Origin of the sequence: Bartonella sp. AP21QHHD (assembly GCF_042196205.1) — a bacterium.
Classification (GTDB): domain Bacteria; phylum Pseudomonadota; class Alphaproteobacteria; order Rhizobiales; family Rhizobiaceae; genus Bartonella.
Map to the genome: position 1 here is coordinate 159,581 of NZ_JBHIPT010000011.1, position 22,962 is coordinate 182,542.

18 protein-coding genes are annotated in these 22,962 nt (G+C 36.3%); 8 read left to right on the top strand and 10 right to left on the bottom strand.

The window, feature by feature from the left end:
- Positions 1-149: 149 nt before the first annotated feature.
- The 3 genes from ACFIMC_RS00970 to ACFIMC_RS00980 form a co-directional block, all read right to left on the bottom strand.
- Positions 150-1,724, bottom strand: coding sequence for a peptide chain release factor 3 (locus ACFIMC_RS00970; protein WP_375612784.1), 1,575 nt, complete (start codon positions 1,722-1,724; stop codon positions 150-152).
- Positions 1,724-3,385 (bottom strand): lysine--tRNA ligase, encoded by a 1,662-nt coding sequence (locus tag ACFIMC_RS00975; RefSeq protein WP_375620882.1) that lies wholly within the window; start codon positions 3,383-3,385, stop codon positions 1,724-1,726. Before ACFIMC_RS00975 ends, ACFIMC_RS00970 begins: the two co-directional genes overlap by 1 nt.
- Before the next feature lie 373 nt (positions 3,386-3,758).
- Positions 3,759-4,994, bottom strand: a complete 1,236-nt coding sequence (locus tag ACFIMC_RS00980) for an argininosuccinate synthase (protein WP_375612782.1) — start codon at positions 4,992-4,994, stop codon at positions 3,759-3,761.
- Between the two features lie 170 nt (positions 4,995-5,164).
- Between ACFIMC_RS00980 and ACFIMC_RS00985 the strand changes: the two genes are divergently transcribed.
- On the top strand, positions 5,165-5,806 hold the full coding sequence (locus tag ACFIMC_RS00985) for a LysE family translocator (protein WP_375612781.1): 642 nt from the start codon (positions 5,165-5,167) through the stop codon (positions 5,804-5,806).
- Between the two features lie 790 nt (positions 5,807-6,596).
- On the opposite strand, the gene rlmN is transcribed toward ACFIMC_RS00985, so the two are convergent.
- From rlmN to lptC, 6 genes are all read right to left on the bottom strand, one after another.
- On the bottom strand, positions 6,597-7,823 hold the full coding sequence (gene rlmN, locus ACFIMC_RS00990) for a 23S rRNA (adenine(2503)-C(2))-methyltransferase RlmN (RefSeq protein ID WP_375638148.1): 1,227 nt from the start codon (positions 7,821-7,823) through the stop codon (positions 6,597-6,599).
- Positions 7,824-7,864: 41 nt separating this feature from the next.
- Positions 7,865-8,368: an invasion associated locus B family protein gene (locus ACFIMC_RS00995; RefSeq protein ID WP_375611465.1), complete on the bottom strand. Its 504-nt coding sequence runs from the start codon at positions 8,366-8,368 to the stop codon at positions 7,865-7,867.
- Between the two features lie 1,885 nt (positions 8,369-10,253).
- A complete protein-coding gene (gene ptsN, locus ACFIMC_RS01000) occupies positions 10,254-10,718 on the bottom strand; it encodes a PTS IIA-like nitrogen regulatory protein PtsN (RefSeq protein WP_375611353.1) in 465 nt (154 codons plus the stop codon).
- 912 nt (positions 10,719-11,630) lie between these two features.
- Positions 11,631-12,425, bottom strand: coding sequence for an LPS export ABC transporter ATP-binding protein (gene lptB, locus ACFIMC_RS01005; RefSeq protein WP_012754448.1), 795 nt, complete (start codon positions 12,423-12,425; stop codon positions 11,631-11,633).
- Positions 12,426-12,431: 6 nt separating this feature from the next.
- Positions 12,432-13,031, bottom strand: a complete 600-nt coding sequence (locus ACFIMC_RS01010) for an LptA/OstA family protein (protein WP_375612778.1) — start codon at positions 13,029-13,031, stop codon at positions 12,432-12,434.
- A gap of 76 nt (positions 13,032-13,107) precedes the next feature.
- Complete coding sequence (gene lptC / locus ACFIMC_RS01015) at positions 13,108-13,752, bottom strand: LPS export ABC transporter periplasmic protein LptC (RefSeq protein WP_375671710.1); 645 nt, start codon at positions 13,750-13,752, stop codon at positions 13,108-13,110.
- Between the two features lie 183 nt (positions 13,753-13,935).
- On the opposite strand from lptC, the gene ihfB reads away from it, so the two are divergent.
- The 7 genes from ihfB to ACFIMC_RS01050 all read left to right on the top strand — a co-directional run bounded on the left by ihfB (position 13,936) and on the right by ACFIMC_RS01050 (position 19,842).
- Positions 13,936-14,214, top strand: coding sequence for an integration host factor subunit beta (gene ihfB, locus ACFIMC_RS01020; protein WP_273790186.1), 279 nt, complete (start codon positions 13,936-13,938; stop codon positions 14,212-14,214).
- Positions 14,215-14,221: 7 nt separating this feature from the next.
- The gene (locus tag ACFIMC_RS01025) at positions 14,222-14,518 is read left to right on the top strand and encodes a LapA family protein (RefSeq protein WP_375632118.1); all 297 of its coding nucleotides are present in this window, start codon (positions 14,222-14,224) and stop codon (positions 14,516-14,518) included.
- Between the two features lie 172 nt (positions 14,519-14,690).
- The gene (locus tag ACFIMC_RS01030) at positions 14,691-15,623 is read left to right on the top strand and encodes a class I SAM-dependent methyltransferase (protein WP_375636399.1); all 933 of its coding nucleotides are present in this window, start codon (positions 14,691-14,693) and stop codon (positions 15,621-15,623) included.
- A gap of 2 nt (positions 15,624-15,625) precedes the next feature.
- Positions 15,626-16,480: a TrmH family RNA methyltransferase gene (locus tag ACFIMC_RS01035; protein WP_375611349.1), complete on the top strand. Its 855-nt coding sequence runs from the start codon at positions 15,626-15,628 to the stop codon at positions 16,478-16,480.
- Positions 16,470-16,973 (top strand): signal peptidase II, encoded by a 504-nt coding sequence (gene lspA / locus ACFIMC_RS01040; RefSeq protein WP_375612774.1) that lies wholly within the window; start codon positions 16,470-16,472, stop codon positions 16,971-16,973. Before ACFIMC_RS01035 ends, lspA begins: the two co-directional genes overlap by 11 nt.
- A gap of 1,119 nt (positions 16,974-18,092) precedes the next feature.
- Positions 18,093-18,866, top strand: coding sequence for a Bax inhibitor-1/YccA family protein (locus ACFIMC_RS01045; RefSeq protein WP_375611347.1), 774 nt, complete (start codon positions 18,093-18,095; stop codon positions 18,864-18,866).
- A 112-nt stretch (positions 18,867-18,978) separates the two neighbouring features.
- Positions 18,979-19,842, top strand: a complete 864-nt coding sequence (locus tag ACFIMC_RS01050; RefSeq protein WP_375612773.1) for an endonuclease/exonuclease/phosphatase family protein — start codon at positions 18,979-18,981, stop codon at positions 19,840-19,842.
- A gap of 5 nt (positions 19,843-19,847) precedes the next feature.
- Here the strand turns inward: ACFIMC_RS01050 and polA are convergent, their stop codons facing one another.
- The gene (gene polA, locus ACFIMC_RS01055; protein WP_375671709.1) at positions 19,848-22,775 is read right to left on the bottom strand and encodes a DNA polymerase I; all 2,928 of its coding nucleotides are present in this window, start codon (positions 22,773-22,775) and stop codon (positions 19,848-19,850) included.
- Positions 22,776-22,962 lie beyond the last annotated feature (187 nt).

The following is a 22,962-nucleotide window of genomic DNA, read 5'->3' on the forward strand; positions in this document are numbered from 1 at the left end:
AAATTTACCGTATTCTTTATACAGTGCAATCTGAAAGTGTTCTTTACATACTCCTTTTGTTTTCAGAAAAAATAACAATATTCAGATCCCCAACTCAATATGAAAAATCATTATCAACCAAATTGTTACATAAAAAATTCTTCTTTACATTAAAAGCTTACTTGATAATCTTTAAAAGTAGAAAATTTTATCTTAGGAGCTCTTTCTGCTTCATAATTTAATGAAAAATGGTTCTCCGCTAAAAAAACTGGATCACCTTCTAAATCATACGCAATAGCAGAGCGGTGATTGCTGAGAAACTTTTGCAACTCATCTTTGCTCTGCGTTGAAATCCAACGGCATAAATTAAAGCGTGCAGACTCAAAATTCACTGGCAAAGAATATTCTATTTTTAATCGCTCTTTTAAAACATCAATTTGCAAAGCACCAATAACACCAATGAGAGAAGGCGACCCATCATCAGGAATAAACAATTGTACAACCCCTTCTTCAGCCATTTGTTGCAAAGCTTCTTTGAGCTTTTTTGCTTTCATTGGATCGCCTAAACAAACACGACGCAAAATCTCTGGTGCAAAATTTGGTACTCCCTTAAAGAGGATATCTTCTCCTTCAGTCAAAGTATCGCCGATACGCAATGTTCCATGATTAGGGATCCCTACGATATCACCAGCATAGGCTTGATCAGCAATCTGGCGCGAACGCGCAAAGAAAAATTGTGGAGCCGAAAGTGTCATCGGTTTTCCTGTTCGAACCAACTTTGTTTTCATACCACGTTCAAGTGTTCCAGAACATACCCGAAAAAATGCAATACGATCACGATGATTAGGGTCCATATTCGCTTGAATTTTAAAAACAAATCCCGTCATTTTAGGTTCAGTTGCTATGACATTGCGCTGATCTGCACTTTGATCACGAGGACTTTGACCAAAATCTATAAGCGCATTGATCAAATCACGAACACCAAAATTTCGCAAAGCTGAACCAAAATAAACCGGTGTCATATGACCTTCACGGAAAGCTTGAAGATCAAAATTCTTGCAAACACTTTGAGCGAGTTCTACTCCTTCAAGAAAAGTGGAACGTTGATATTGGGGAAGTAAATGGACAACCTCACTGGGATTTGAAACGATCCGCTGTGTTATCTCATCATCTTTTTGGCGAAAACGGTTATGATGAAGGTCATAGGTCCCGACAAAATCTTTACCCGACCCAATGGGCCATGTTATGGGGGCGGTATCAAGAGCAAGCTTTTCTTCAATTTCATCTAAAAGCTCTATAGGATCACGTGCCTCACGATCCATTTTATTGATAAAAGTAACAATAGGAATATCCCGCATCCGACATACTTCAAACAATTTCAGTGTTCTTGGCTCAATTCCGCGTGCCCCATCCAATACCATGATAGCACTATCAACAGCTGTGAGAGTGCGATACGTATCATCCGCAAAGTCCTCATGTCCTGGAGTATCTAGGAGATTAAAAATATGATTTTCATATTCAAACGTCATCACCGAAGTCACAACGGAAATACCACGATCACGCTCAATATTCATCCAATCAGAACGGGTTTGAATACGATCTTTTTTGGCTTTTACTTCTCCTGCAAGTTGAATAGCACCACCAAACAATAAAAGCTTTTCTGTTAATGTTGTTTTCCCCGCATCTGGGTGAGCAATAATTGCAAATGTACGGCGTCGCTTTACTTCCTGCACTCTTCGTTCCATTATTCCTCCACAGGACGTGCAAGTGTTTCAGCAATCAGTGCACGCATTTCATTAATCCCATAAAGCGCTATAAATGATCCCCATCGTGGACCTCGCTCTTGTCCAAGAAGGACTTCATACAACATTTGAAAAAAAACATTAGAAACACCAGGCCCACCTTCAGGGCTTTTTTTGCTATGATCTTGATAGCGTTCCGTTAACCTTGCAACATCAAGAAGCATATTTTGTAATATGTTGCCATCAACAGTTTCAGGTAAATGAGCTAATTTTTCATCAATTTGTGCTAATGTTGCTCGTTCGCTATCATCTGGTATACGAAACTTCTTGTTTGGTTTAACAAAAACATCAAAATATTTAATGGCAAACTTCACCAATTGATCAAGTTCTGGATAAGTTTGTGCATTTGCTTCTTTAGCGTAACGAGAAATAAAACCCCAAAGAACTTCTGCATTCTCCGCATTTGAAGCACTTACCAAATTTAAAAGCATCGCAAAGGATACAGGCAAATCAACCTGCGGTGGACAACCATTATGAATATGCCATACAGGATTACTGAGCCGTTCTTGCCATTTTTGACGACCATAAGCAGAAAGATGAGCATAATATTCATCTACAGCTTTAGGAATAACATCAAAATAAAGCCTTTTTGCTGTTTTAGGTTTTGAAAACATATAAAGCCCTAAACTCTCTGTTGGGGCATAAGTAAGCCATTCATCAATGGTTAAGCCATTTCCCTTGGATTTGGAAATTTTCTGCCCTTTCTCATCTAAAAAGAGCTCATAGTTGAATCCTTCTGGGGGGGTTCCACCTAATACTTTACAAATTTTAGAAGAAAGATTTGTGGAATCGATAAGGTCTTTTCCGGCCATTTCATAATCAATGCTAAGTGCTGTCCAACGCATTGCCCAATCTACCTTCCACTGACACTTAACTTTGCCCCCCGTAACCTCTGTTTCTATGGTTTCTCCTGTTTCAGGTTCAATATAAGTGACAGTCCCTTTTTCAACATTACGCGCAATCATCGGTACCTGTAATACTTTTCCAGAAAAGGGAGAAATCGGTAGAAAGAGTGAATAGGTCGCTTGCCGTTCTTCACCTAATGTTGGTAAAATAATTGCCATAACCTTGTCATAACAGGCAAGGATTTTCAAAAGTGTTTCATCAAAACGACCGGAATTGTAATAATCCGTAGCACTTGCAAATTCATAATCAAAACCAAAACGATCAAGGAAAGCCCGTAACCGCGCATTATTTGCCGCTCCAAAAGAAGGATAATCATCTCCAAAAGGGTCGGGTACACGGCTCAACGGTTGACCAAGATAATGTTCCATCCTCTCGCGATCAGGCACATTCTCAGGAACCTTGCGCAAACCATCCATATCATCAGAAAAACAAAGTAATTTTGTTTTTACTTTATTCTCCGTGAGAATATGAAATGCATGACGCACCATGGTTGTACGTGCAACTTCCCCAAAAGTTCCAATATGCGGTAAACCAGAAGGGCCATAACCTGTTTCAAATATCACACTGTCTGGATAACCCGTTTTTTCATACCGTTTGATAATCTTACGTGCTTCTTCAAATGGCCAAGTTCTCGATTGAGAAGCTGCATCTTTTAATTCAGGCGTAAGGTTGAGGGTATCACATTGATCACGCATCATTATTTATCCTAAAAATTACACTCTTTCAAAATAGGGTGTATGGTTCTTGAATTTATTCGTCAATAATAGCAAGCAAAAAGATGAAAATTTCTTTATACTCTTAAGTCACTATACAAAAACCGCCCTCGTTATAAATATATTTTGTTCTGATAAAAATCAAAAACATTCAATATTATAAAGCAAAATTGACCTGTTTTGATTATCGAAGCCTTCATTGCTATTATTATCATGGGTTTTGCTTATTATATTTATTAGCGCAGAAGATAAGCTTCTAGTATTGAACGAAAGAACGGTAAAAACCAACAGAAAAATGCTTAAACTAGGCATTTCATACAAAAGCACTAATCCATATTACACTTGTCACCGTAATTTTCTATTTCTTTTCTTTATCACCTTGATGACGCATTGCTAATGTACGCAAACGTAGAGCATTTAATTTAATAAAACCAGTTGCATCTCTTTGATCATAAACACCTTGATCATCCTCGAAAGTTACTAACTCACTGGAATAAAGTGATTTTTTACTTTGGCGCCCTTCAATAATTACATTCCCCTTATAAAGCTTTAACGTGACTTCACCTTCAACATGTTCTTGAGATAAATCAATAGCTGCCTGCAACATCTTACGTTCCGGCGAAAACCAAAATCCATAATAAATGAGTTCTGCATAACGTGGCATCAATTCATCTTTTAAATGAGCTGCGCCACGATCTAACGTTAAAGATTCTATAGCTCTGTGAGCCGTCAAAAGAATGGTTCCACCTGGTGTTTCATAAATACCCCGTGATTTCATACCCACAAAGCGATTTTCTACCAAATCTAACCGACCAATACCATTATCGCGCCCATAATGATTTAACTCTGCAAGTAAAGTTGCAGGTGATAAATTTTTTCCATTGATTGAAACAGCATCGCCTTTTTTAAAGCCAAGAGTAATTCTGGTTGCTTGATCTGGAGCATCTTCCGGCGAAAGAGTACGCATATGGACATATTCAGGAGCAGGAAGTGCTGGATCTTCTAAAATCTTTCCTTCTGATGAAGAATGCAATAAATTTGCATCCACTGAAAAAGGCGCTTCACCTTGCTTATCCTTTTCTACAGGAATTTGATGAATACGAGCAAATTCAAAGAGATCTGTCCGACTCTTAAAATCCCAATCACGCCATGGAGCAATAATCTTTATATCAGGATTAAGCGCATAAGCGGAAAGCTCAAAGCGTACCTGATCATTGCCTTTTCCTGTTGCTCCATGAGCAATGGCATCTGCCCCTGTTTCCTCAGCAATTTCAATAAGGCGTTTTGAAATAAGTGGACGTGCAATTGATGTTCCTAAAAGATAAGTCCCCTCATAAACGGTATTGGCTCGAAACATCGGAAACACAAAATCACGCACAAATTCTTCGCGCAAATCTTCAATGTAGATCTCTTTAACACCTAGCATTTCAGCTTTACGACGAGCAAGTTCTAGCTCTTCCCCCTGCCCCAAATCTGCTGTAAAAGTTACAACTTCAACACCTAGCGCACTTTGCAACCATTTAAGAATAATTGACGTATCCAATCCACCTGAATAAGCCAAAACAACTTTTCTAATATTTTGCCACTTTTTCATTTTAACGTTCTATATGAGCTACTTTTTTATTTCTACCCAAAAATCAAAACGATGCAAGAAATATAAAAATAAATTCTTTTTAAGCAACATTAAAAAGACGCAAAAAGCGTAAATAAAGGTGCCTCAAAGTATAAATAGTGAACACTGCTTAAAAATAAAAGGAGATTTACGTGTCATTTCTACCGGAGTGGTCTATTGTTGTACAATTTGCTTTAGCATCGTTGATTTTAGCACTTATTCCAGGACCAGATATGATGCTTTCTGTAGGACGAACCATTACACAAAGCAAAAAAGCTGGAATTATGTGCGCCTTGGGTAGTGCAACAGGGTTTGCCATTCAGGTTACCGCTGTAGCACTTGGCTTATCAGCGCTTATTTTTGCTGCACCACATACTTTTGTTCTTCTGAAAATTGTTGGCGCCTTTTATCTTTTATGGTTTTCCTTTCAAGCTTTACGGAGAAACCCCACTTTTTCCTTTGAACAGACATCTTCTAAATCTCAAAGCGCTAAACGTAACTATCTTGCTGGTATTGGAATTAATCTTCTCAATCCTAAAGTTATACTCTTTAACGCGACATTCTTACCACAATTTATCAATGCGAATGATCCTATGGCAACACAAAAATTGCTCTTTTTAGGACTCTCTTATATTCCTATTTCTTTCCCCATTACAATTGCAATCGTTTTTACAGCGCATAAACTTACCAAAACTCTCAAAAAGAACCCTCTTTATATTCGCTTTCTCGACTGGCTTATTGCTGGTACTTTTACCAGCTTTGCCCTCCATCTCCTTGTGGTTACAAAACATTGATTTATACGTGTAATGTATCGCTTTTAATTTAAATAAAAAAAACAAATATTATAAGATTTTTTCATTTCAAACCTGTTTGTTTTGGATAAAACAATACCTTTCCTTTGTACATCACAAGAGAAGCTGGAGTTTTCGTATGGATAAAAACTATCTAAGAAAAGAATAAAAACACCTCTTATAAACCATCTCAAGTACTAAAAGCTGTTACAACATTGGGAGCTGAAAAATAGAATGGTGGTATCAATTTACACCTTTATTAAACATAAAGGTGTAGGAGTACAATACATTTACAGAAGCTTTTTGTTATACTCCTCACAAGCATTATCGTGATATGAAGAGTGTACTAAGAGATACTTAAAAAACATATCAATGGATAACTCAATGGTATTTATATTTTAGATCCTCTGTTTTGCTTGTGATGCGTGATCTTATTTAAGAAAATAATAAACAAAAGCATGAGGCAGTGCACAATCTCCACTTTTTAAAAGATATTACCGTAGATGCTTTTAAAAGACATAAAACCGAATTAACGAGTATGATAATAAGGTAGAAATTAGTTATAATCCTTAAGACCTCATATTCCCTCTAAATTAGGTTTCCTTCTTATTTCAGAGATTATGTAAACAGACTATAGACAATCTCTTACCCCATTTAGCATATAAACGCTGAAACTGTTCGTCTAGCACTTATCCATCTTAATCTCTGTCTCACATATGCCATCGCATGAAGTTTGGATATTAAATTACAAACAAAAAAGTATAGGCCTCGATATCGCTGAAAATTGCGTTACCTAATGACCAATGGCATTTTCAAGTCGTAAACGTTCAGATTTACGTAAGCGCTCTGAAGCTGATTTAAGCTGTCCACATGCAGCTAAAATATCGCGTCCACGCGGTATCCGAATAGGAGAAGCATAGCCCGCTTGATTAACGACATCAGCAAAACGCTCGATTTGCTCCCAATCAGAACATTGATAATTACTCCCTGGCCACGGATTAAAAGGGATTAAATTAATCTTAGCAGGAATCCCTTTCAATAACTGAATCAATCGCTTAGCATCATCTAAACTATCATTGATATCTTTCAGCATAACATATTCAAATGTGATTCGTTTTGCATTGGAAAGACCAGGATAATTACGGCAAGCCTCCATTAGTAAAGCAAGCGGATATTTTTTATTAATGGGAACAAGCATATCCCTTAGTGTATCGTGTACTGCGTGGAGTGAAATTGCTAACATAACACCAATTTCTTCTCCAGTTCGGATAATTCCAGGAACAACTCCACTAGTTGAAAGCGTAATTCGACGTTTTGATAAAGAAAGTCCATCGCCATCAGAGGCAATCAATAAAGCTTTTTTAACAGCTTCAAAATTATAAAGAGGTTCTCCCATTCCCATCATAACAATATTGGTAATTTTTCGTCCTTCAATGGGAACAATTGCTCCATCAGGGGTATTCTTATCAGGAAAATCACCCAAACAATCACGTGCAACCAATAATTGTGCCAAAATTTCTTCTGCGGTCAGATTACGAACAAGCGTCTGCGTTCCCGTATGGCAAAAAGAGCAGGTTAACGTACACCCTACTTGCGATGAAAGACATAAAGTACCACGTCCTTCTTCAGGGATATAAACCGTTTCAATTTCAACAGGCCTTCCAGCTCCACGTGCAGGAAAACGTAAGAGCCATTTACGCGTACCATCTTTTGATATTTGTTCTCCAACAATTTCTGGGCGCGCAATGGAGAAATGACACTTAAGTGTTTCTTGCATTGCTTTAGAAATATTCAGCATCTCATCAAAATTTGAAACACCACGCACATAAAGCCAATGCCAAAGCTGACGCACACGCATACGCGTTTGATGCTCTGGTACACCAACTGTCTTTAAAGCTTGCATCATTTCATCTTGCGACAAACCAATTAAAGAGAGCTTAGAACTCTCCTTCACGACCACATTATCTGTTTTTCGTGCAAAACATGAACCAACTGGTCTAAGGTCATAAGAAATGGCCATTGCTTTCCAATTCACATCACTATTTTAGAGTTATCGAAACCTTAATGGCACTTTTGAGCTGCATTTAATGCAGCAGTGACCCCTTTTAAGGAATAAGTATAAGTGGTATGCGTTCCTCGTTTTGATATCGCTTGCACTGTCATATTGCTTCCAGCACGCATAGCAGAAACAAGCTGCTTTTCTAGCTCTGATGACGCCAGCCAAGCTGAGGAATCTTTCGTGAAAAAATCAAAGTCCTTACCTCCAATGGTCACTGTCACTCTCGACCCTTCTTGAAGGGTATAACCAGCCATAAACTGCGGTTCAAACGAAATAGGTGAATGAGAACGCTTGGTAACCAAGAAAAAGTTATCACCATGATTAACTGTCGTTGGAAGAGCCTTCAAAGGTACCGATAACACATAGCAAATCGTATTTTTGGGCGATTTATAAGAATAGGCTCCCCACGCTTCAAATTGATTTAAACGGCTTGGCGTTTGTGCATATGCCACTCCCGCTGTAACAAGAACCATTACAGATGCAGCAATAACAGTCTTTTCAAACATCTTCATTTAGCTCACTTCTTTAGTCTCTAACAAGATTTTCTTCATTGGAAAAATTCAACAAAAACTCCTCGATATTCATGTGTTATTGTCCTAATTCCTTCAATAAGCGAAATATTTTCACACTAATCAAAATAGATTTCTACGTTTCATTGTGACCTTTTAATCGTTACCAAAACATAAACTTCTTATTCAATAACCAGATTAAAAAATAATATCTTCATTTTACGCTACTTATTTCGTTTTTGTATAAAAAACGATTTCTTTAAGCTATAGAACTTCAAAACGAGATGAAAATATACCATCACTTTGTTAAGAAATAAACCATACTCTTTATATCACAAGCAATCTGATGCAAAATTTTGAAAATACACCCCAGACTCCCCGCAAAAAAGCTTAATCGCCTTACGAATATCACTTCTCGACTTTATGCATTCAATACATTTATGTTCGCAGAATACTCCATCTTTTACTCATTATAGTGCATTCATATTTCGTATTCAATATCGTCCCGATAACACTTTTTCTCAATCTTCAAAAGACCTTGTAAAAATAATAAAATATTATCAAGATATTAATAATAAAACATAAAGAATTTAGATTCTATCTCAATAATCACATACAATTTTGTTTCTTTTGATCTTATTTCCCTATATACTTCATCTCCAATTATTAATTTCTAAAATGATTTTAGTAGCTTATAATAGCTTAATCGTATTATTTTAATGTATTAGACGATATTTTTCTTTCTGTTATAAAAAACTTCTTAAGAATTCTTTGGGAAAGTCTCCTTATCTTATTTCTAAGTAATTTATAAAAAGAAATATAAAACTTTTTTCTATAGCAGTTCTAACATTACCGTTTTTTAAACAATATTTTAATCAATTAAAGACACTTAAATAAATCTTCCTATGCATAAAAACTCTTTCACCCAACCTAAAGGTATAATTTTCATTCTTACCGTACAAAATTGTTCTTTAGCATGAGCTCTATACAACAGCAGACATCTAAATCATATCTATAAAATAGTTGATCTCTCCACTTGTGAAGAAGAAAGCTGGCACCATAACACTATTTTCCAGCTCCCAATGTTTTGCACAACTCTCGATACTTTAGACGATTCATAGGAAGCATTTTTACCCCTTTCTTGTACAGTTTTTATCCACACGCTAATTCCGTTTACAACGTGCAAGGAAATGGTTTTGATTGATTCAACATAAACAAGTTTGGAATGAGAGAATTTTACAATATTCGGATCTCTCATCCAACATGCGAAATAGTGAATTATATTTAAAATCAATATCTTGCTATACTGAAGATACAATATATCTCTTATTTTTTCTTGAGCATTAAAATATTATCCCTAAACACTCAAACTCAACTTACAAAAAAATTCAATGCACAAATAAACTTTTCTGTTGATTTCTTTCCCGCTTTCAAAGGACGAAGATTCTTAATCCAATCTGGACTGAAAAAGTTTGGATTCTTGTCGAGCGATCTCCTCTTTTCTTCCCACTCATGTGATTCACTTAACTAAAGGCTCTACAGACAAGTCCTGTTTAAAAATATTTACCACGCACTCTAAAAGCACTTAATATATTAAGAAGACTTACAGAATTTATCTCACCATATCTCAAATGATAGTGTTTTTACAGTATAACAGGATAAAAGAATCCACGAACATAATAATTAGATGCTTTAATATACGAGAACAAGAAAGGAAAAGCCCTTCGTTTTTGTTGGTTGCTCTTTAAAAAGAAGGTTCAATTAGAAGTAATTTTCTTAAATCTCATGACATAACCTTTTATTATTAGTCTTAAGATGCAAATTATATTATTTCCTACGCTCTGTAGTGCATACCTCGCAATTTATACGCTCATAATAACTTTTAAGCTGCATTTGATTCTGAAGTTTGAATCAATAAAGCATAAAGCGCATTGGCATTATGCGTACTGCGCAACTTTTGTACAACATCAGTGTGACGCAAAACACGTGCGATCTGTGATAAAGCTTTTAAGTGATCTGCACCAGCATTTTCAGGTGCTAAAAGGAGAAAAACGAGATCTATAGGTTCGTCGTCAAGAGCTTCAAAATCAACAGGACTTTCAAGACGTGCAAATATACCAATGATCCGATTAATATCAGGTAATTTTCCATGAGGAATCGCAATACCTCCACCCAAACCCGTTGAACCAAGCTTCTCGCGTTGTAAAACAACATCAAAAATCACATGCTCACTAAGACCTGTTAGCTTGGAAGCTTTTTCGGCTAAAATTTGCAGAACCTGTTTTTTCGAATTAGCCTTAAGAGCCGGAATGATCGCTTCCGGTGCTATTAACTCACTCAAATTCATACTTTAATTTTCCTCTTACACGCTAAAATGCTCATCAATAAACCTATAAACGCTATAGATACTTAATGTTCTTTCACTTTTCGCAACATCGCATGTGTTTTTACTTTTCAATTTATAATGGGTGATGGCTCAATACATCTCATATCACTTCTAAAACAATAATAAATAGTATTCGGATCATCATTAACGGCATGAGAAACCAAACAAATGAAGTTGTTCATAAAGTTAATTTCCTTACGACTCTAGAAAAGGCCATTATTCATAAACTTATTAAACTTGTCATAAGAGTTGATGTATAATCCGCCATCAGAGTTTTTCTTTCTTTAAACAATGAGCCCTTAAATTAAGATGAAAAGCATACTGAGCAAAATGGACCTTTACTTTGAAAATTACTGTATAGCTTGAACATCGACTTATAACAAGAATATAAAGATTTTTAGAAATTTAATGATTATTTTAAAAGATTTATAGATTTAGCCTGATATCTGTAGCCAAGCTCCTATTTTCAAATAGGCGATATAAACCAATAAAATACGACAACTCCTATTGAATAACCGCAATATATAAACCGGTGCTCCCATCAAAATACCTAAAACAGCATCATCGATATATTTTTTGATTCGACAGAGAAAAATATGATAAATATCTCTTACCTTTCAATAACACACGCATTTATTGAGAGCTTCGTTTATCACTCATTATCACGTTAATCTAGTGATATCTTTTCTATGATACAATTATGAGTAAGCTAAACTTATAAAACAACAAACTAACCTCTAATGATGAAGCCTTTTTCACCACTCAATAACAACATTAAGGTTATAGTCATAAAAGAAGTTTTGGCATAAATAAGGAAATTTTCAGTAATAATGTTTGGTTAAACTTAAATGGAAACTCGTGAAAGCTGTAAAATCAAAGAGAAAACTGATTTCCCAAATAAATTCTGCGTACATCAACGTTGTTGATAATATCGTTAGGACAACCGTGAACTAACACCCGCCCTGTATGAATAATATAAGCGCGATCGACAAGCCCTAATGTCTCACGCACATTATGATCCGTTATTAAAACACCAATGCCACGCCTCGTTAAATGACGAATAAGTTGTTGAATATCGAAAATAGCGATAGGATCAATTCCTGCAAATGGTTCATCAAGTAACATAAAATGGGGACGAGAAGCTAAAGCGCGCGCAATTTCAAGTCGCCGACGTTCACCTCCAGATAACGAAAGTGCAGACATTTTACGTAAATGATCAATTTTAAATTCATGTAAAAGGCTATCTAACTCTTCACGTTGTTTAAGGCGATCTTTTTCAACGACCTCTAAAACAGCTTTAATGTTATTTTCTACTGAAAGACCACGAAAAATAGACGCTTCCTGTGGAAGATATCCAATACCTAAACGCGCACGTCGATACATCGGAAGATGCGTAATATCAAATCCATCAATTTTAATGGATCCTCCATCAGATTTTATAAGCCCTGTCACCATATAAAAACAAGTTGTTTTACCTGCCCCATTGGGCCCTAAAATGCCAACGGCTTCTCCCGTACGAATGCCAAAAGAAACACCATTAACAGTTCGTCTTCCTCGATAAACTTTAATCAAATTACTGGCAATCAAGGTCCCTTTTAAGGGATTTTTTGAAGCTTCACTTTCAAGATTATACCTATCGGTCTGTTTTTTTCTTTTGATTCCAAACATGAAATCTTAATGGCCATTCTTTTGATTTTGTTTTAAAATAATAGAAACACGACCTTTTTTCTTAGGCGTCTCACAACCTTCTAAAAAAGCCTTTCCGCTTTCCATATTTGCCGTTAGTTTGCACCCCGTTGCCACATTGTCACCATCAGTTAACACAACATGATTCCCTGTCAAACTCATCATTTTTGACTTTCCATCAAAAACACCTTTATCACCCGTAGCAACTTGCGTAGCAATTTTTATATAAACTTTTCCTAAAGCTTCCATTTTTTGTATACTCGACGAACCAAATAAAGAAACAGATGATGCCTTTGTATCTTCCTTGTTTTTATCAATTTCTTTATATGCTTTATCGTAGTAAACAACTAATTCTGCCGTTTTTAAAAGACGTTCACCTTGTACCACTGAAACATCACCCTTAAAAAGCGCTATCCCTTCTTTATCACGTATTTCCAAAGAATCTGCATGAAGTTCTACCGGTTCTTTATCGCTTGATAGACTTATTCCAAAATGAGCCACTTCAGCATATCCTAAAACTGCTCCTTCTCCTAACATTCCCATGCTAAAAGCTAACATCACACCTATCCATCTTTTGTACGATTTCATTATTTCAATTCTTCTGTTTGTATATACACATACTTCTCTTTATAAATATCCTTTAAAGATTTGTATTGATATTGCGTTATTGCTTTTGAAGCACTAAATGCACACCACCATGGAAATATATGTTTTTTCCTTTTTCTCGAATTTGTAAGGCGTTTGCGGCAAGATTCAAACCGGCTTGCTGAATATTAACACGTTGATCTGTTTTTAACTGTCCCTCGGATAAGTTAATACTAGCTGACATAAATCGTACCATCATCCCATCATTCGTCGTAATCGTGAATGGCTTATCCAACTGTAAAAAACCATTAATGTTATCGTAAACCCCCCCTTGTGCGACGAGAAAAACCTGTCGTTGTTGGCCCATAAATGCTCTAGCTGTAATGTTTTGCAACCCAATCATTCCAGCGTGTGTATGGTCTTGAAATGCCTTTTCTGCTTTAAGCCAATAAGGTTCATGAGCACGCGTATACCCTTCTAATTTTGGATTGAGCATCGTCAAATTCATCACGCCACTCTCTCCATTATTCAAAGGCATAGAATCAGAAGTAACGGGAACCAAGAAAAACGTAAACCAGCAAAAAACCAGCGCTGAAATCAACGCTAAGAGAGGTAAAAAAATTTTTAATATGCTAATGCGACGCGAATGACGGGATGCTTTTTTTAAAACATCTCCAAAAGATGATTGCGTTGAAAAGGCTTTATAATGATTGTGTACGGACATACTCTCCTGATCTCTTAAATCCTCCGCATTTTTAATCTGTATACCCTTTATAGAAGGTATTTTCAAATTTTGTTTCTTGCAATTTGTTTTTTCTTGATTTTATTTTGCTTTTATCCGTTTATATATTGTAATATGCATGGAGTGCACAATTACAAAATTTTTTTGTGTGAAAGTGAGGCTATTGTGGTAAAATCAGAGCTTGTACAAATTATCGCTCGTCATAACCCGCATCTTTTTCAACGGGATGTGGAGAATATTGTAAACGCTATTTTTGAGGAAATTGCAACAGCACTTGCAAATGGCAATCGCGTTGAACTTCGTGGATTTGGAGCTTTTTCTGTAAAAAGCCGTTCAGCCCGTAATGGACGTAACCCACGAACAGGTGAAGCCGTTTCTGTTGAAGAAAAGTGGATTCCTTTTTTTAAAACTGGCAAGGATTTACGCGACCGTCTTAATCAGTGAGAAACTTATGATAATTAAACGTATTCTTCTAACAAGTATCGGTGTGATTCTCGCAGCGGTTTTGATTGTTTTTATCGTGGCTAATCGTCAAATGGTTCCGTTAACCCTTGATCCTTTTCGAGCAAATCCTGAAAGTTTTACTTATCATGCTCCCCTCTTTATATGGCTCTTTATTTTCTTTGGTTTTGGTGTTTTATTAGGAAATCTGATCGGTTGGTTTTCCTATCACAAATACAAAAAAGCTCTCAAAAAAAGTGAAGCTGAGATTGAAAAATTGAAAACATCTATCACAAATCTTGTGTAATGGTATTTAAATGAAATCTTTTCTCTTTAGTATTTTATATTCAGTACAGAGTTAAAAGCGCTCTTTTTCTTTTTTATACATGTTTTAATTGACTTTAGCTTTTTTGCACTTTTACGAAACATTTAAGAGCTTTATAATATATTTTTATACCTCATATACCATGATACAAAACATGCCCGCACAATGCTTTCAATCCTCCCATAACAATAGATATCCGCAGGAAAAGCTGCCCCTTATTTTAGAAACGGGTATAAGCGAAAACTATGCTCTCATTGATTCTGGTCATGGACAAAAATTAGAACGTTATGGAGCTTACCGCATTATTCGACCAGAAGGTCAAGCACTATGGAAACCCGCTTTACCACAAAAACAATGGGCTGATGTTGATGCTATTTTCACAGGAAACCTTGATGAAGAAGGGGTTGGGCGTTGGCATTTTCCTAAAAAGCCACTTGATGAAACATGGGCTCTTGCTTGGAATGGATTGTCTTTTCTAGGCCGTTTTACTTCCTTTCGTCATGTGGGGGTTTTTCCTGAACAAGATGCCCATTGGCGCTCTATGGAAGAACAAATTGTTAAAGCCGAACGCCCTATAAAATTGTTGAATCTTTTTGGCTATACAGGTATTGCCTCTTTGATTGGAGCACGAGCGGGTGCGAATGTTACCCATGTTGATGCTTCTAAAAAAGCCATTGCGTGGGCAAAAGCTAATCAAGAAAGAGCAGGATTACCAGATCATTCTATTCGCTGGATTTGCGATGATGCTATGAAATTTGTCGAGCGTGAACTGCGTCGTAAGAAAAGCTATGATATGATTCTTCTTGATCCCCCTGCTTATGGGCGTGGACCCCATGGTGAAATTTGGCAACTGTTTGATCATTTACCCGCTATGATCACAAATTGTCGTAAACTTCTCTCTGATAAACCGCTCTCTGTTGTCCTTACGGCTTATTCTATTCGTGCTTCCTTCTTTGCACTTCATGCTTTAATGCGTGATGCATTTATAAATCTTGGTGGTACGGTCGAATCAGGAGAACTCATTTTGCGTGAAGAAGTTGCAGGACGTGCTCTTTCTACTTCTCTTTTTAGCCGTTGGATTGCTTGAATATGTGTAGACCCAAAACTGGTAGAGTGAAAGAAATTACCTCTCTTAGCAACCCCATCATAAAAAATCTTAAAGCACTTAGCCAAAAGAAAAACCGTAATAGAGAAGGTCTTTTCATGGCAGAAGGATTGAAATTGGTCATTGATGCTCTCAATCTTGGCTGGACAATACAGACGCTTATTTTTTCTAAAAGTGAAATCGGTAATGCTACTATCGAAAATACTGCCGCACGTGCTGTAGCCAACGGTGGTTTTGTTATTAAAGCCTCACAAAAGGTTATGGAATCACTTACCCGACGCGATAATCCACAAACAGTTATTGGTATTTTCAAGCAAAAATGGCACTCTTTTGAAATGATAAAAGGGCAGATTAAAGATGTTTACATCGCGCTTGATCGTGTACGTGATCCTGGAAACCTTGGTACCATTATTCGAACCGCTGATGCTGTAGGTGCTAAAGGTGTTATTTTAATTGGCGAGACAACAGACCCTTTCTCGCCTGAAACAGTCCGCGCAACCATGGGATCTATTTTCTCTGTACCACTTTATCGTTTTGATGAAAACGGCTTTTTAAACTGGTCTTCTCACTTTAAAGGTATGATTGTTGGAACACACCTCAAAGGTTCTCTGGATTATCGCACACTTGACTTCAAAAATGGCCCTATTATCCTTTTAATGGGGAATGAAAAACAGGGATTATCAGATCTTCTTACGAATCGGTGTGATAAACTTACGCGTATTCCACAAAGCGGACGAGCAGACTCGCTTAATCTAGCTGTAGCAACAGCTGTTATGCTTTATGAAATCCGTCGCCCCTATTTAATACTGGAACCATGTGAGGAAAAACATGATTCGTAAATCACTCCCTTTTCTTCTCTTGGGCTTGGCTTTTACAGTAGTACTTGATCAAGCTGTCAAATACTGGGTTATGCACAATATGCCTTTAGGAACAGAAATTTCGCTTATTCCTTTTCTTTCCCTTTATCATGTGCGCAATTCTGGCATTGCATTTTCGTTTTTTTCTTCCTTTTCTCAGTGGGGAATCATCGCCATCACGATCATTGTGATTATCTTTCTTCTATGGTTATGGAAAAATACTGAATATAATAAGTCTTTAATGTGCTTTGGCCTTATTCTTATTATTGGGGGAGCCATCGGCAATCTCATTGATCGTATTCGCTTTCATCATGTCACTGATTATATACTTTTTCATATTGATGATATTTTTTATTTTGCTATTTTCAACCTTGCAGATAGTTTTATCACTCTCGGTGTTATTGCCATCCTTATTGAAGAATTGCGTACTTGGATGAAAGCAAGGCGTCATTCCAATAGTACATCTTCTCATTGATATGTTCAGTGCCTTAGAAAACAGAGATTATTGACCGTCACAAGTCTGATTACGCATTGATTTCTCTTAATCAATTCTTGTTGCTCGTCATTTCACGTGTTTCTCTTCATGGGACTATAAGATCTTACTTTCTTTTCAACTTTACATTTCTACACTTAGTTAGTGCAAAAGAAATGAACTCAAATAGAATCAATATTTTTTATCCATGTGTCCTACATCACAATTTTTGAGGAGACATTTCACAGCATTTGAAGTTCTGTTTATTTGATTTGAACAATTGATTTTCGTACGTTTTTTAGTTTTTACAGATATCGATTTTACAGAGCCTTTCTTAAGTGCTTCGTTTAAAAACTCTCCTTTTTTATTTTATATATTGTTTAATAAAAAACATTTTTTCAACTATTTTCAATGGTGTCTTGTTAAAGCAACATATTGATTATAAATATAAATTACCGTTTTTCATATTGAATAAAAGCCCTTACTATCCTAAATCTCTTTTATTTGGAATCTGTTCATGTTGAATCCATTAAAACAATATCTCTTGCAAGACACAAGTCAATAATCTTGATTGATTTAATATGAACAGATTTTCAACCAGAGAATCTTGCGATATTCGGAGTATCATTTAGCATTCAAAAAGACAATTTATCATTATACATCAATATATTATATAAAAATCCAATTCAATAGCTCTTATAAACGTGCAAAACAGATGCAATATTAGAGGTTGAAAATAGTGTGATGATACTTGCCGCTCTTCTCATAAACGCAAAAATAGTGAATATTTTATAAGGGATTGTATTACATAGTTTTTGTGAAAATAGAAAAAATTTTGAGTGTAGTCTTTTTATCTTGCAAAAATATGGCAAAAAATGGGAATATTTTTTATTAAAATGAACTATTTCCTTACCAATTTGTAAGGTTCCTTCTTCATATAAATCTCTTGTAATTTTTAAATAAATCTCCATAATAAGAGCATATATGCTGGAATTCTGTCAGTGATTCTTAAGGGTTTTTGTATTTGCCCAATTAAGGCTTATACCAAGCTTATCTGTGTAATGACAGAGACACCTTTAAAGCCCTATACCTGACAGAACATATGCTAAAGGATTTTATATTATGGCTAATTTTAAAGATTTACGTTCGGCACCTGCTTCTCATGCCGATGCATCAATTGATCAGGGATTACGCGACTATATGTTGGGTGTCTACAATGCAATGGCCATTGGTTTGCTTATTACAGCTGCTGCCGCTTATGCAATTGTATCATTAGCAACGACAACAGATATGAGCCAAGCAGCAGCTCAAATCAATAGCAGTGTTTATCTAACACCATTTGGAGTAACATTTTATACATCGCCATTCTCTTATATTGTTATGTTTGCACCACTCATAGCAGTCTTATTTCTCAGTTTTAAAATTAATACATTGAGCACAAATGCTGCTCGTAGTCTCTTTTTTGGTTATGCTGCTCTGGTTGGTCTTTCACTGTCTTCAATCGTTTTGCGCTATACGACAGAAAGTGTTGTGCAAACCTTTGTCATTTCCGCCGCAACTTTTGGAGCTCTTTCACTTTATGGATACACAACAAAGCGTGATCTCACAGCAATCGGTTCATTCTTATTCATTGGATTGATCGGCTTGTTGCTTTCCATGATTGTGAACATTTTTCTTGGATCAAGCGCTTTGCAGTTTGCTATCTCTGTGATTGGTGTTTTTATCTTTGCTGGTTTAACAGCCTACGATACCCAGAGCATTAAGTTGATGTATTATGAAGGAGATGAAAGCGATACCAGAGGACGTAAAGTTATTATGGGCGCGCTGAATCTTTATCTTGATTTCATCAATATGTTTGTCTTCTTGCTACAGTTTCTTGGCTCAAACCGTGATTGATTGCAAAAATCATTACTTAATTAAAGAACCTTGTTTCTAAAAGAAACAAGGTTCTTTTGTTTTTAGTGTAAATCTTTACCCTCTGCTTCTTAGAAACTATTCTTTTCGCAAAATGACAAAAATCCCTTATAAGCAAAAATTCCCTTGGTTTACCGGTTTTATCCAACAAAAACTCCATAGCTCCTTTTTAAATACAATTCACAGCCGCTCTCATCATCAATCAAACATCGTCAATCAAAATAGTAATTATGATCTGACCGTTGCTTCCTATAATGTGCATAAATGTGTAGGTGTTGATAAAGTTTTTAATCCTACAAGAATTGTCCGTGTTATTACTGAATTACAAGTTGATATCCTTGCTCTTCAAGAAGCAGATAAACGTTTTGGGGAACGCATCGGTTTGATTAATCTTCAGCTATTAAAAGCTGAAACCGGTTTGATTCCTGTACCTCTTAATACTATGTCACCTCATGGCCATGGTTGGCATGGGAATGCTCTTTTTTTGCGAAAGGGATATGTACGTGATACTTTACAAGTCACTCTTCCTAGTATTGAACCACGTGGGGCTGTAATTGTAGAGTTGGAAATGGCAGCAGGCCCTATTCGTATTATTGCGGCTCATTTTGGCTTATTACGTTACTCTCGTAAACAACAAACAAAAATGCTCCTTGAAATTTTCCAAAAACGCCCCCTTATGCCTACACTCCTCATAGGAGATTTTAATGAATGGCGAATGGGAAAAGGCTCATCTTTAAATCATTTTTCTCCCTATTTTGATAGCACTTTTGAAGTTGTACCAAGCTTTCCCTCTCGTTTTCCTTTGTTAGCCCTTGATAGAGTTTTTTCTTTTCCCCACCAATTGGTAACAAGTATTGAAAATCATTATTCACCACTTGCACGCATTGCTTCAGATCATTTGCCTATCAAAGCCTATCTTAATCTTTCCAACGCAATCAATATTCTTAAAAATAAATAAAAAAATTAATGTGCCTCATCCCAATTTTGAGCCGTCATAACTTTTACTTCAAGCGGTACAGATAAAGATAGAACCGGTATTGTAGCATTTTCCATAACATTTTTAACAACAGTCATGGTTTTTTTACTTTCTTCTTCTGGTACTTCAAAAATCAGTTCATCATGAACTTGCAGCAACATTTTTGCTGATAGTTTTTCTGCTTTTAAAGCATCTTCCATATGTATCATAGCGCGGCGAATAATATCGGCCGCAGAACCTTGAATTGGAGCATTGATAGCTGCCCGCTCATTAAGAGAACGAATTTTTACATTCTTTGCTTTTATTTCTGGATAATGGATACGACGTCCAAAAATTGTTTCTACATAACCATTTTCACGTGCAAAGATTTTGGTCTTCTCCATATAATCTTTAATTCCTGGAAATCTTTCAAAATACAGTTGAATATAACGACCCGCTTCTTGGCGTGAAATTCCCAATTGATTGGCTAATCCAAAAGCTGAAATACCATAAATAATACCAAAATTAATCGCTTTTGCACGCCGTCGTATATCTGAATGCATTCCTTCTATCGCAACACCAAACATTTGTGATGCCGTTATAGCGTGAATATCATGCCCTTTAGCAAAAGCTTCTTTTAATGCTTTTATATCCGCAATATGTGCAAGAATGCGCAACTCAATCTGACTATAATCAGCAGAAAGTAACACATGTCCTTTGGGAGCAATAAAAGCTGTTCGAATTTTACGTCCTTCAGCAGTTCGCACTGGAATATTTTGCAAATTTGGCTCTGATGATGATAACCGACCTGTTGATGTTATTGCCAAAGAATAATTCGTGTGAACTCGCCCTGTTTTTGAAAAAATATAAGAAGGCAAGGCATCTGTATAGGTAGATTTTAGCTTTGAAAGTTGACGCCACTCAATAATTTTACGCGGTAAAATATGACCTTCAGCAGCCAACTCTTCTAAGGTCTGTGCAGAAGTTGACCATTGTCCACCCTTTGTTTTAGCGCCTCCAGGCAATCCCATTTTGCCAAAAAGGATATCCCCTAATTGCTTTGGCGAAGCAAGATTAAACTTTTCATCAGCTTGTTTGTAAATTTCCTCTTCTAGAATCAAAGCAGCTTGTGCCAACTCTCCTGAAAGACGCAATAAAATCTGCCGATCAATAAGAATCCCCCGTTCTTCCATTCTTGCAAGAACTTCTACAAGAGGTCTATCAAGACGCTCATAAATTTTTGTCATTCCACAAGCAACAAGTTGCGGTTTCAATACTTGCCAAAGACGTAGCTTTATATCAGCATCTTCCGCCGCATAAAGGGTTGCTTGTTTTAAATCTACTTGTGCAAAAGAAGTAATTTTTTTCCCGTTATGCGTTAAATCTTTATAGGCAATTGGTTTATGCTCAAGCCAACGTTCAGACAAATCATCCATATTATGGGTTAACATTCCAGCATCAAAAGCATATGATAAAAGCATGGTGTCGTCAAAAGAGCTTATCATAATGTCGTATTGCTTCATCACCAACCAATCATATTTTATATTATGACCAATTTTTAACACCGCTGAATCTTCTAATATCGGTTTTAAAAGTGCTAAAGCTTTTCGAGCCCCAATCTGTGAAGCAATGCGCCCGCCCCTCAAAAGGTCCTCTTCTCCTTCATCAAAATGTTCAAGAGGTATATAAGCTGCTTTTTCCGGCTGTAATGCGAGTGAAAAACCAACAAGCTTTGCTTGCATCGGATCAAGAGATGTTGTTTTAGTATCAAAAGCGAAAAAACCCTGCTCTTGTGCTTGTGATAACCAGTCTTTTAAAATTTCCTCATCAAGAATTGTTGTATAAGCATCTCTTGTAATTTTTTGAGTCAGCGCTTGATCTTTACGTTCTTGTGCAAAAACTTGTGGAGAATTTTCAGAAAAATTATGAAGGGATGCGCGCTCAGTATTCTTGATATCAGAATCATGCCTGATATCAGAATCATTCCTGGGGCTTAGTTTTTCCCATTCAACATTTATATCAAGTGCGTCAATAACAGCTGCATCGCATGTTGTTGCCTCTGCCACGCGACGCGTTAATGTTGAAAACTCCATCGCTTTCAAAAAAGCAATTAAACGTGGACCATCTTGTGGCTCCAAAATAAAATCATCTAAATCATTATCTATAGGAACATCTGTTTTAAGCCTGACAAGTTCACGAGATATTTTAACTTGTTCTCTATAAGCTTGAATGTTTTCACGTCGTTTTGTTTGTTTAATTTCTGTTACGTTTTGCAATAGAAGATCAAGAGAACCAAATTCATTTAACAACTGAGCTGCAGTTTTTGGACCAATGCTTGGAATACCCGGTACATTATCCGTTGAATCTCCAATTAATGCTTGTAAATCAATCATTTTTTCAGGCGCAACACCCCATTTTTCTATAACTTCTGAGATACCTATATGCTTATCTTTCATTCCATCATACAAAGATACATGCGTATTTACGAGTTGCATAAGATCCTTATCGGAAGAAATAATGGTTGTTTTTGCCCCAACCTTTGTTGCCAACTTTGCATAGGTAGCAATTAAATCATCCGCTTCAAAGCCTTCCTTTTCAATACAAGGCAAATTAAAAGCCTTCGTTGCTTGGCGTATTAGCGCGAATTGAGGAATTAGATCTTCAGGAGGTTCAACGCGATTCGCTTTATATTCAGGATAAATTTGTTTCCGAAAAGTATCAGATGAATAATCAAAAATAACAGCAAAATGTGTTGGAACAACACCCGTAGCTGTATTACGAGCATCACAAAGTAATTTCCATAACATATTGCAAAAACCAGCTACTGCTCCTACAGGAAGTCCATCCTTTTTACGTTTTAAAGGCGGCAAAGCATAATAAGCACGAAAAATATAGCCTGATCCGTCAACCAAAAAAAGATGATCTGTTGCTTTCATGACAATTTTTTCTCCATTTCAGCTAAAAAAACAAATTACCCTTATATATTTTTTCACTTTGCCTCTAAAAAGCCATTTTTTCTCTTCATAAGACGTGAAGTCGTTGCACTTTATATTAAGTACCTAGAGCTTTTCTTTGCTGTTACAGGATTAATAGCTTTCATTTTGCTCCTCCTATGATAGCTGA

Excerpts from the sequence above, each read along its gene's own strand:
- ACFIMC_RS01050 (WP_375612773.1), top strand. The coding sequence starts at position 18,979 with ATGACAAAAATCCCTTATAAGCAAAAATTCCCTTGGTTTACCGGTTTT.
- polA (WP_375671709.1), bottom strand. The coding sequence starts at position 22,775 with ATGAAAGCAACAGATCATCTTTTTTTGGTTGACGGATCAGGCTATATT.
- ACFIMC_RS00980 (WP_375612782.1), bottom strand. The coding sequence starts at position 4,994 with ATGAAAAAGTGGCAAAATATTAGAAAAGTTGTTTTGGCTTATTCAGGT.
- ACFIMC_RS01045 (WP_375611347.1), top strand. The coding sequence starts at position 18,093 with ATGGCTAATTTTAAAGATTTACGTTCGGCACCTGCTTCTCATGCCGAT.
- ACFIMC_RS00975 (WP_375620882.1), bottom strand. The coding sequence starts at position 3,385 with ATGATGCGTGATCAATGTGATACCCTCAACCTTACGCCTGAATTAAAA.
- ACFIMC_RS00995 (WP_375611465.1), bottom strand. The coding sequence starts at position 8,368 with ATGTTTGAAAAGACTGTTATTGCTGCATCTGTAATGGTTCTTGTTACA.
- ACFIMC_RS00970 (WP_375612784.1), bottom strand. The coding sequence starts at position 1,724 with ATGGAACGAAGAGTGCAGGAAGTAAAGCGACGCCGTACATTTGCAATT.
- rlmN (WP_375638148.1), bottom strand. The coding sequence starts at position 7,823 with ATGGCCATTTCTTATGACCTTAGACCAGTTGGTTCATGTTTTGCACGA.
- ACFIMC_RS01025 (WP_375632118.1), top strand. The coding sequence starts at position 14,222 with ATGATAATTAAACGTATTCTTCTAACAAGTATCGGTGTGATTCTCGCA.
- ptsN (WP_375611353.1), bottom strand. The coding sequence starts at position 10,718 with ATGAATTTGAGTGAGTTAATAGCACCGGAAGCGATCATTCCGGCTCTT.
- ACFIMC_RS01035 (WP_375611349.1), top strand. The coding sequence starts at position 15,626 with ATGTGTAGACCCAAAACTGGTAGAGTGAAAGAAATTACCTCTCTTAGC.
- ACFIMC_RS01030 (WP_375636399.1), top strand. The coding sequence starts at position 14,691 with ATGCCCGCACAATGCTTTCAATCCTCCCATAACAATAGATATCCGCAG.
- ACFIMC_RS01010 (WP_375612778.1), bottom strand. The coding sequence starts at position 13,031 with ATGAAATCGTACAAAAGATGGATAGGTGTGATGTTAGCTTTTAGCATG.
- lspA (WP_375612774.1), top strand. The coding sequence starts at position 16,470 with ATGATTCGTAAATCACTCCCTTTTCTTCTCTTGGGCTTGGCTTTTACA.
- lptB (WP_012754448.1), bottom strand. The coding sequence starts at position 12,425 with ATGTTTGGAATCAAAAGAAAAAAACAGACCGATAGGTATAATCTTGAA.
- lptC (WP_375671710.1), bottom strand. The coding sequence starts at position 13,752 with ATGTCCGTACACAATCATTATAAAGCCTTTTCAACGCAATCATCTTTT.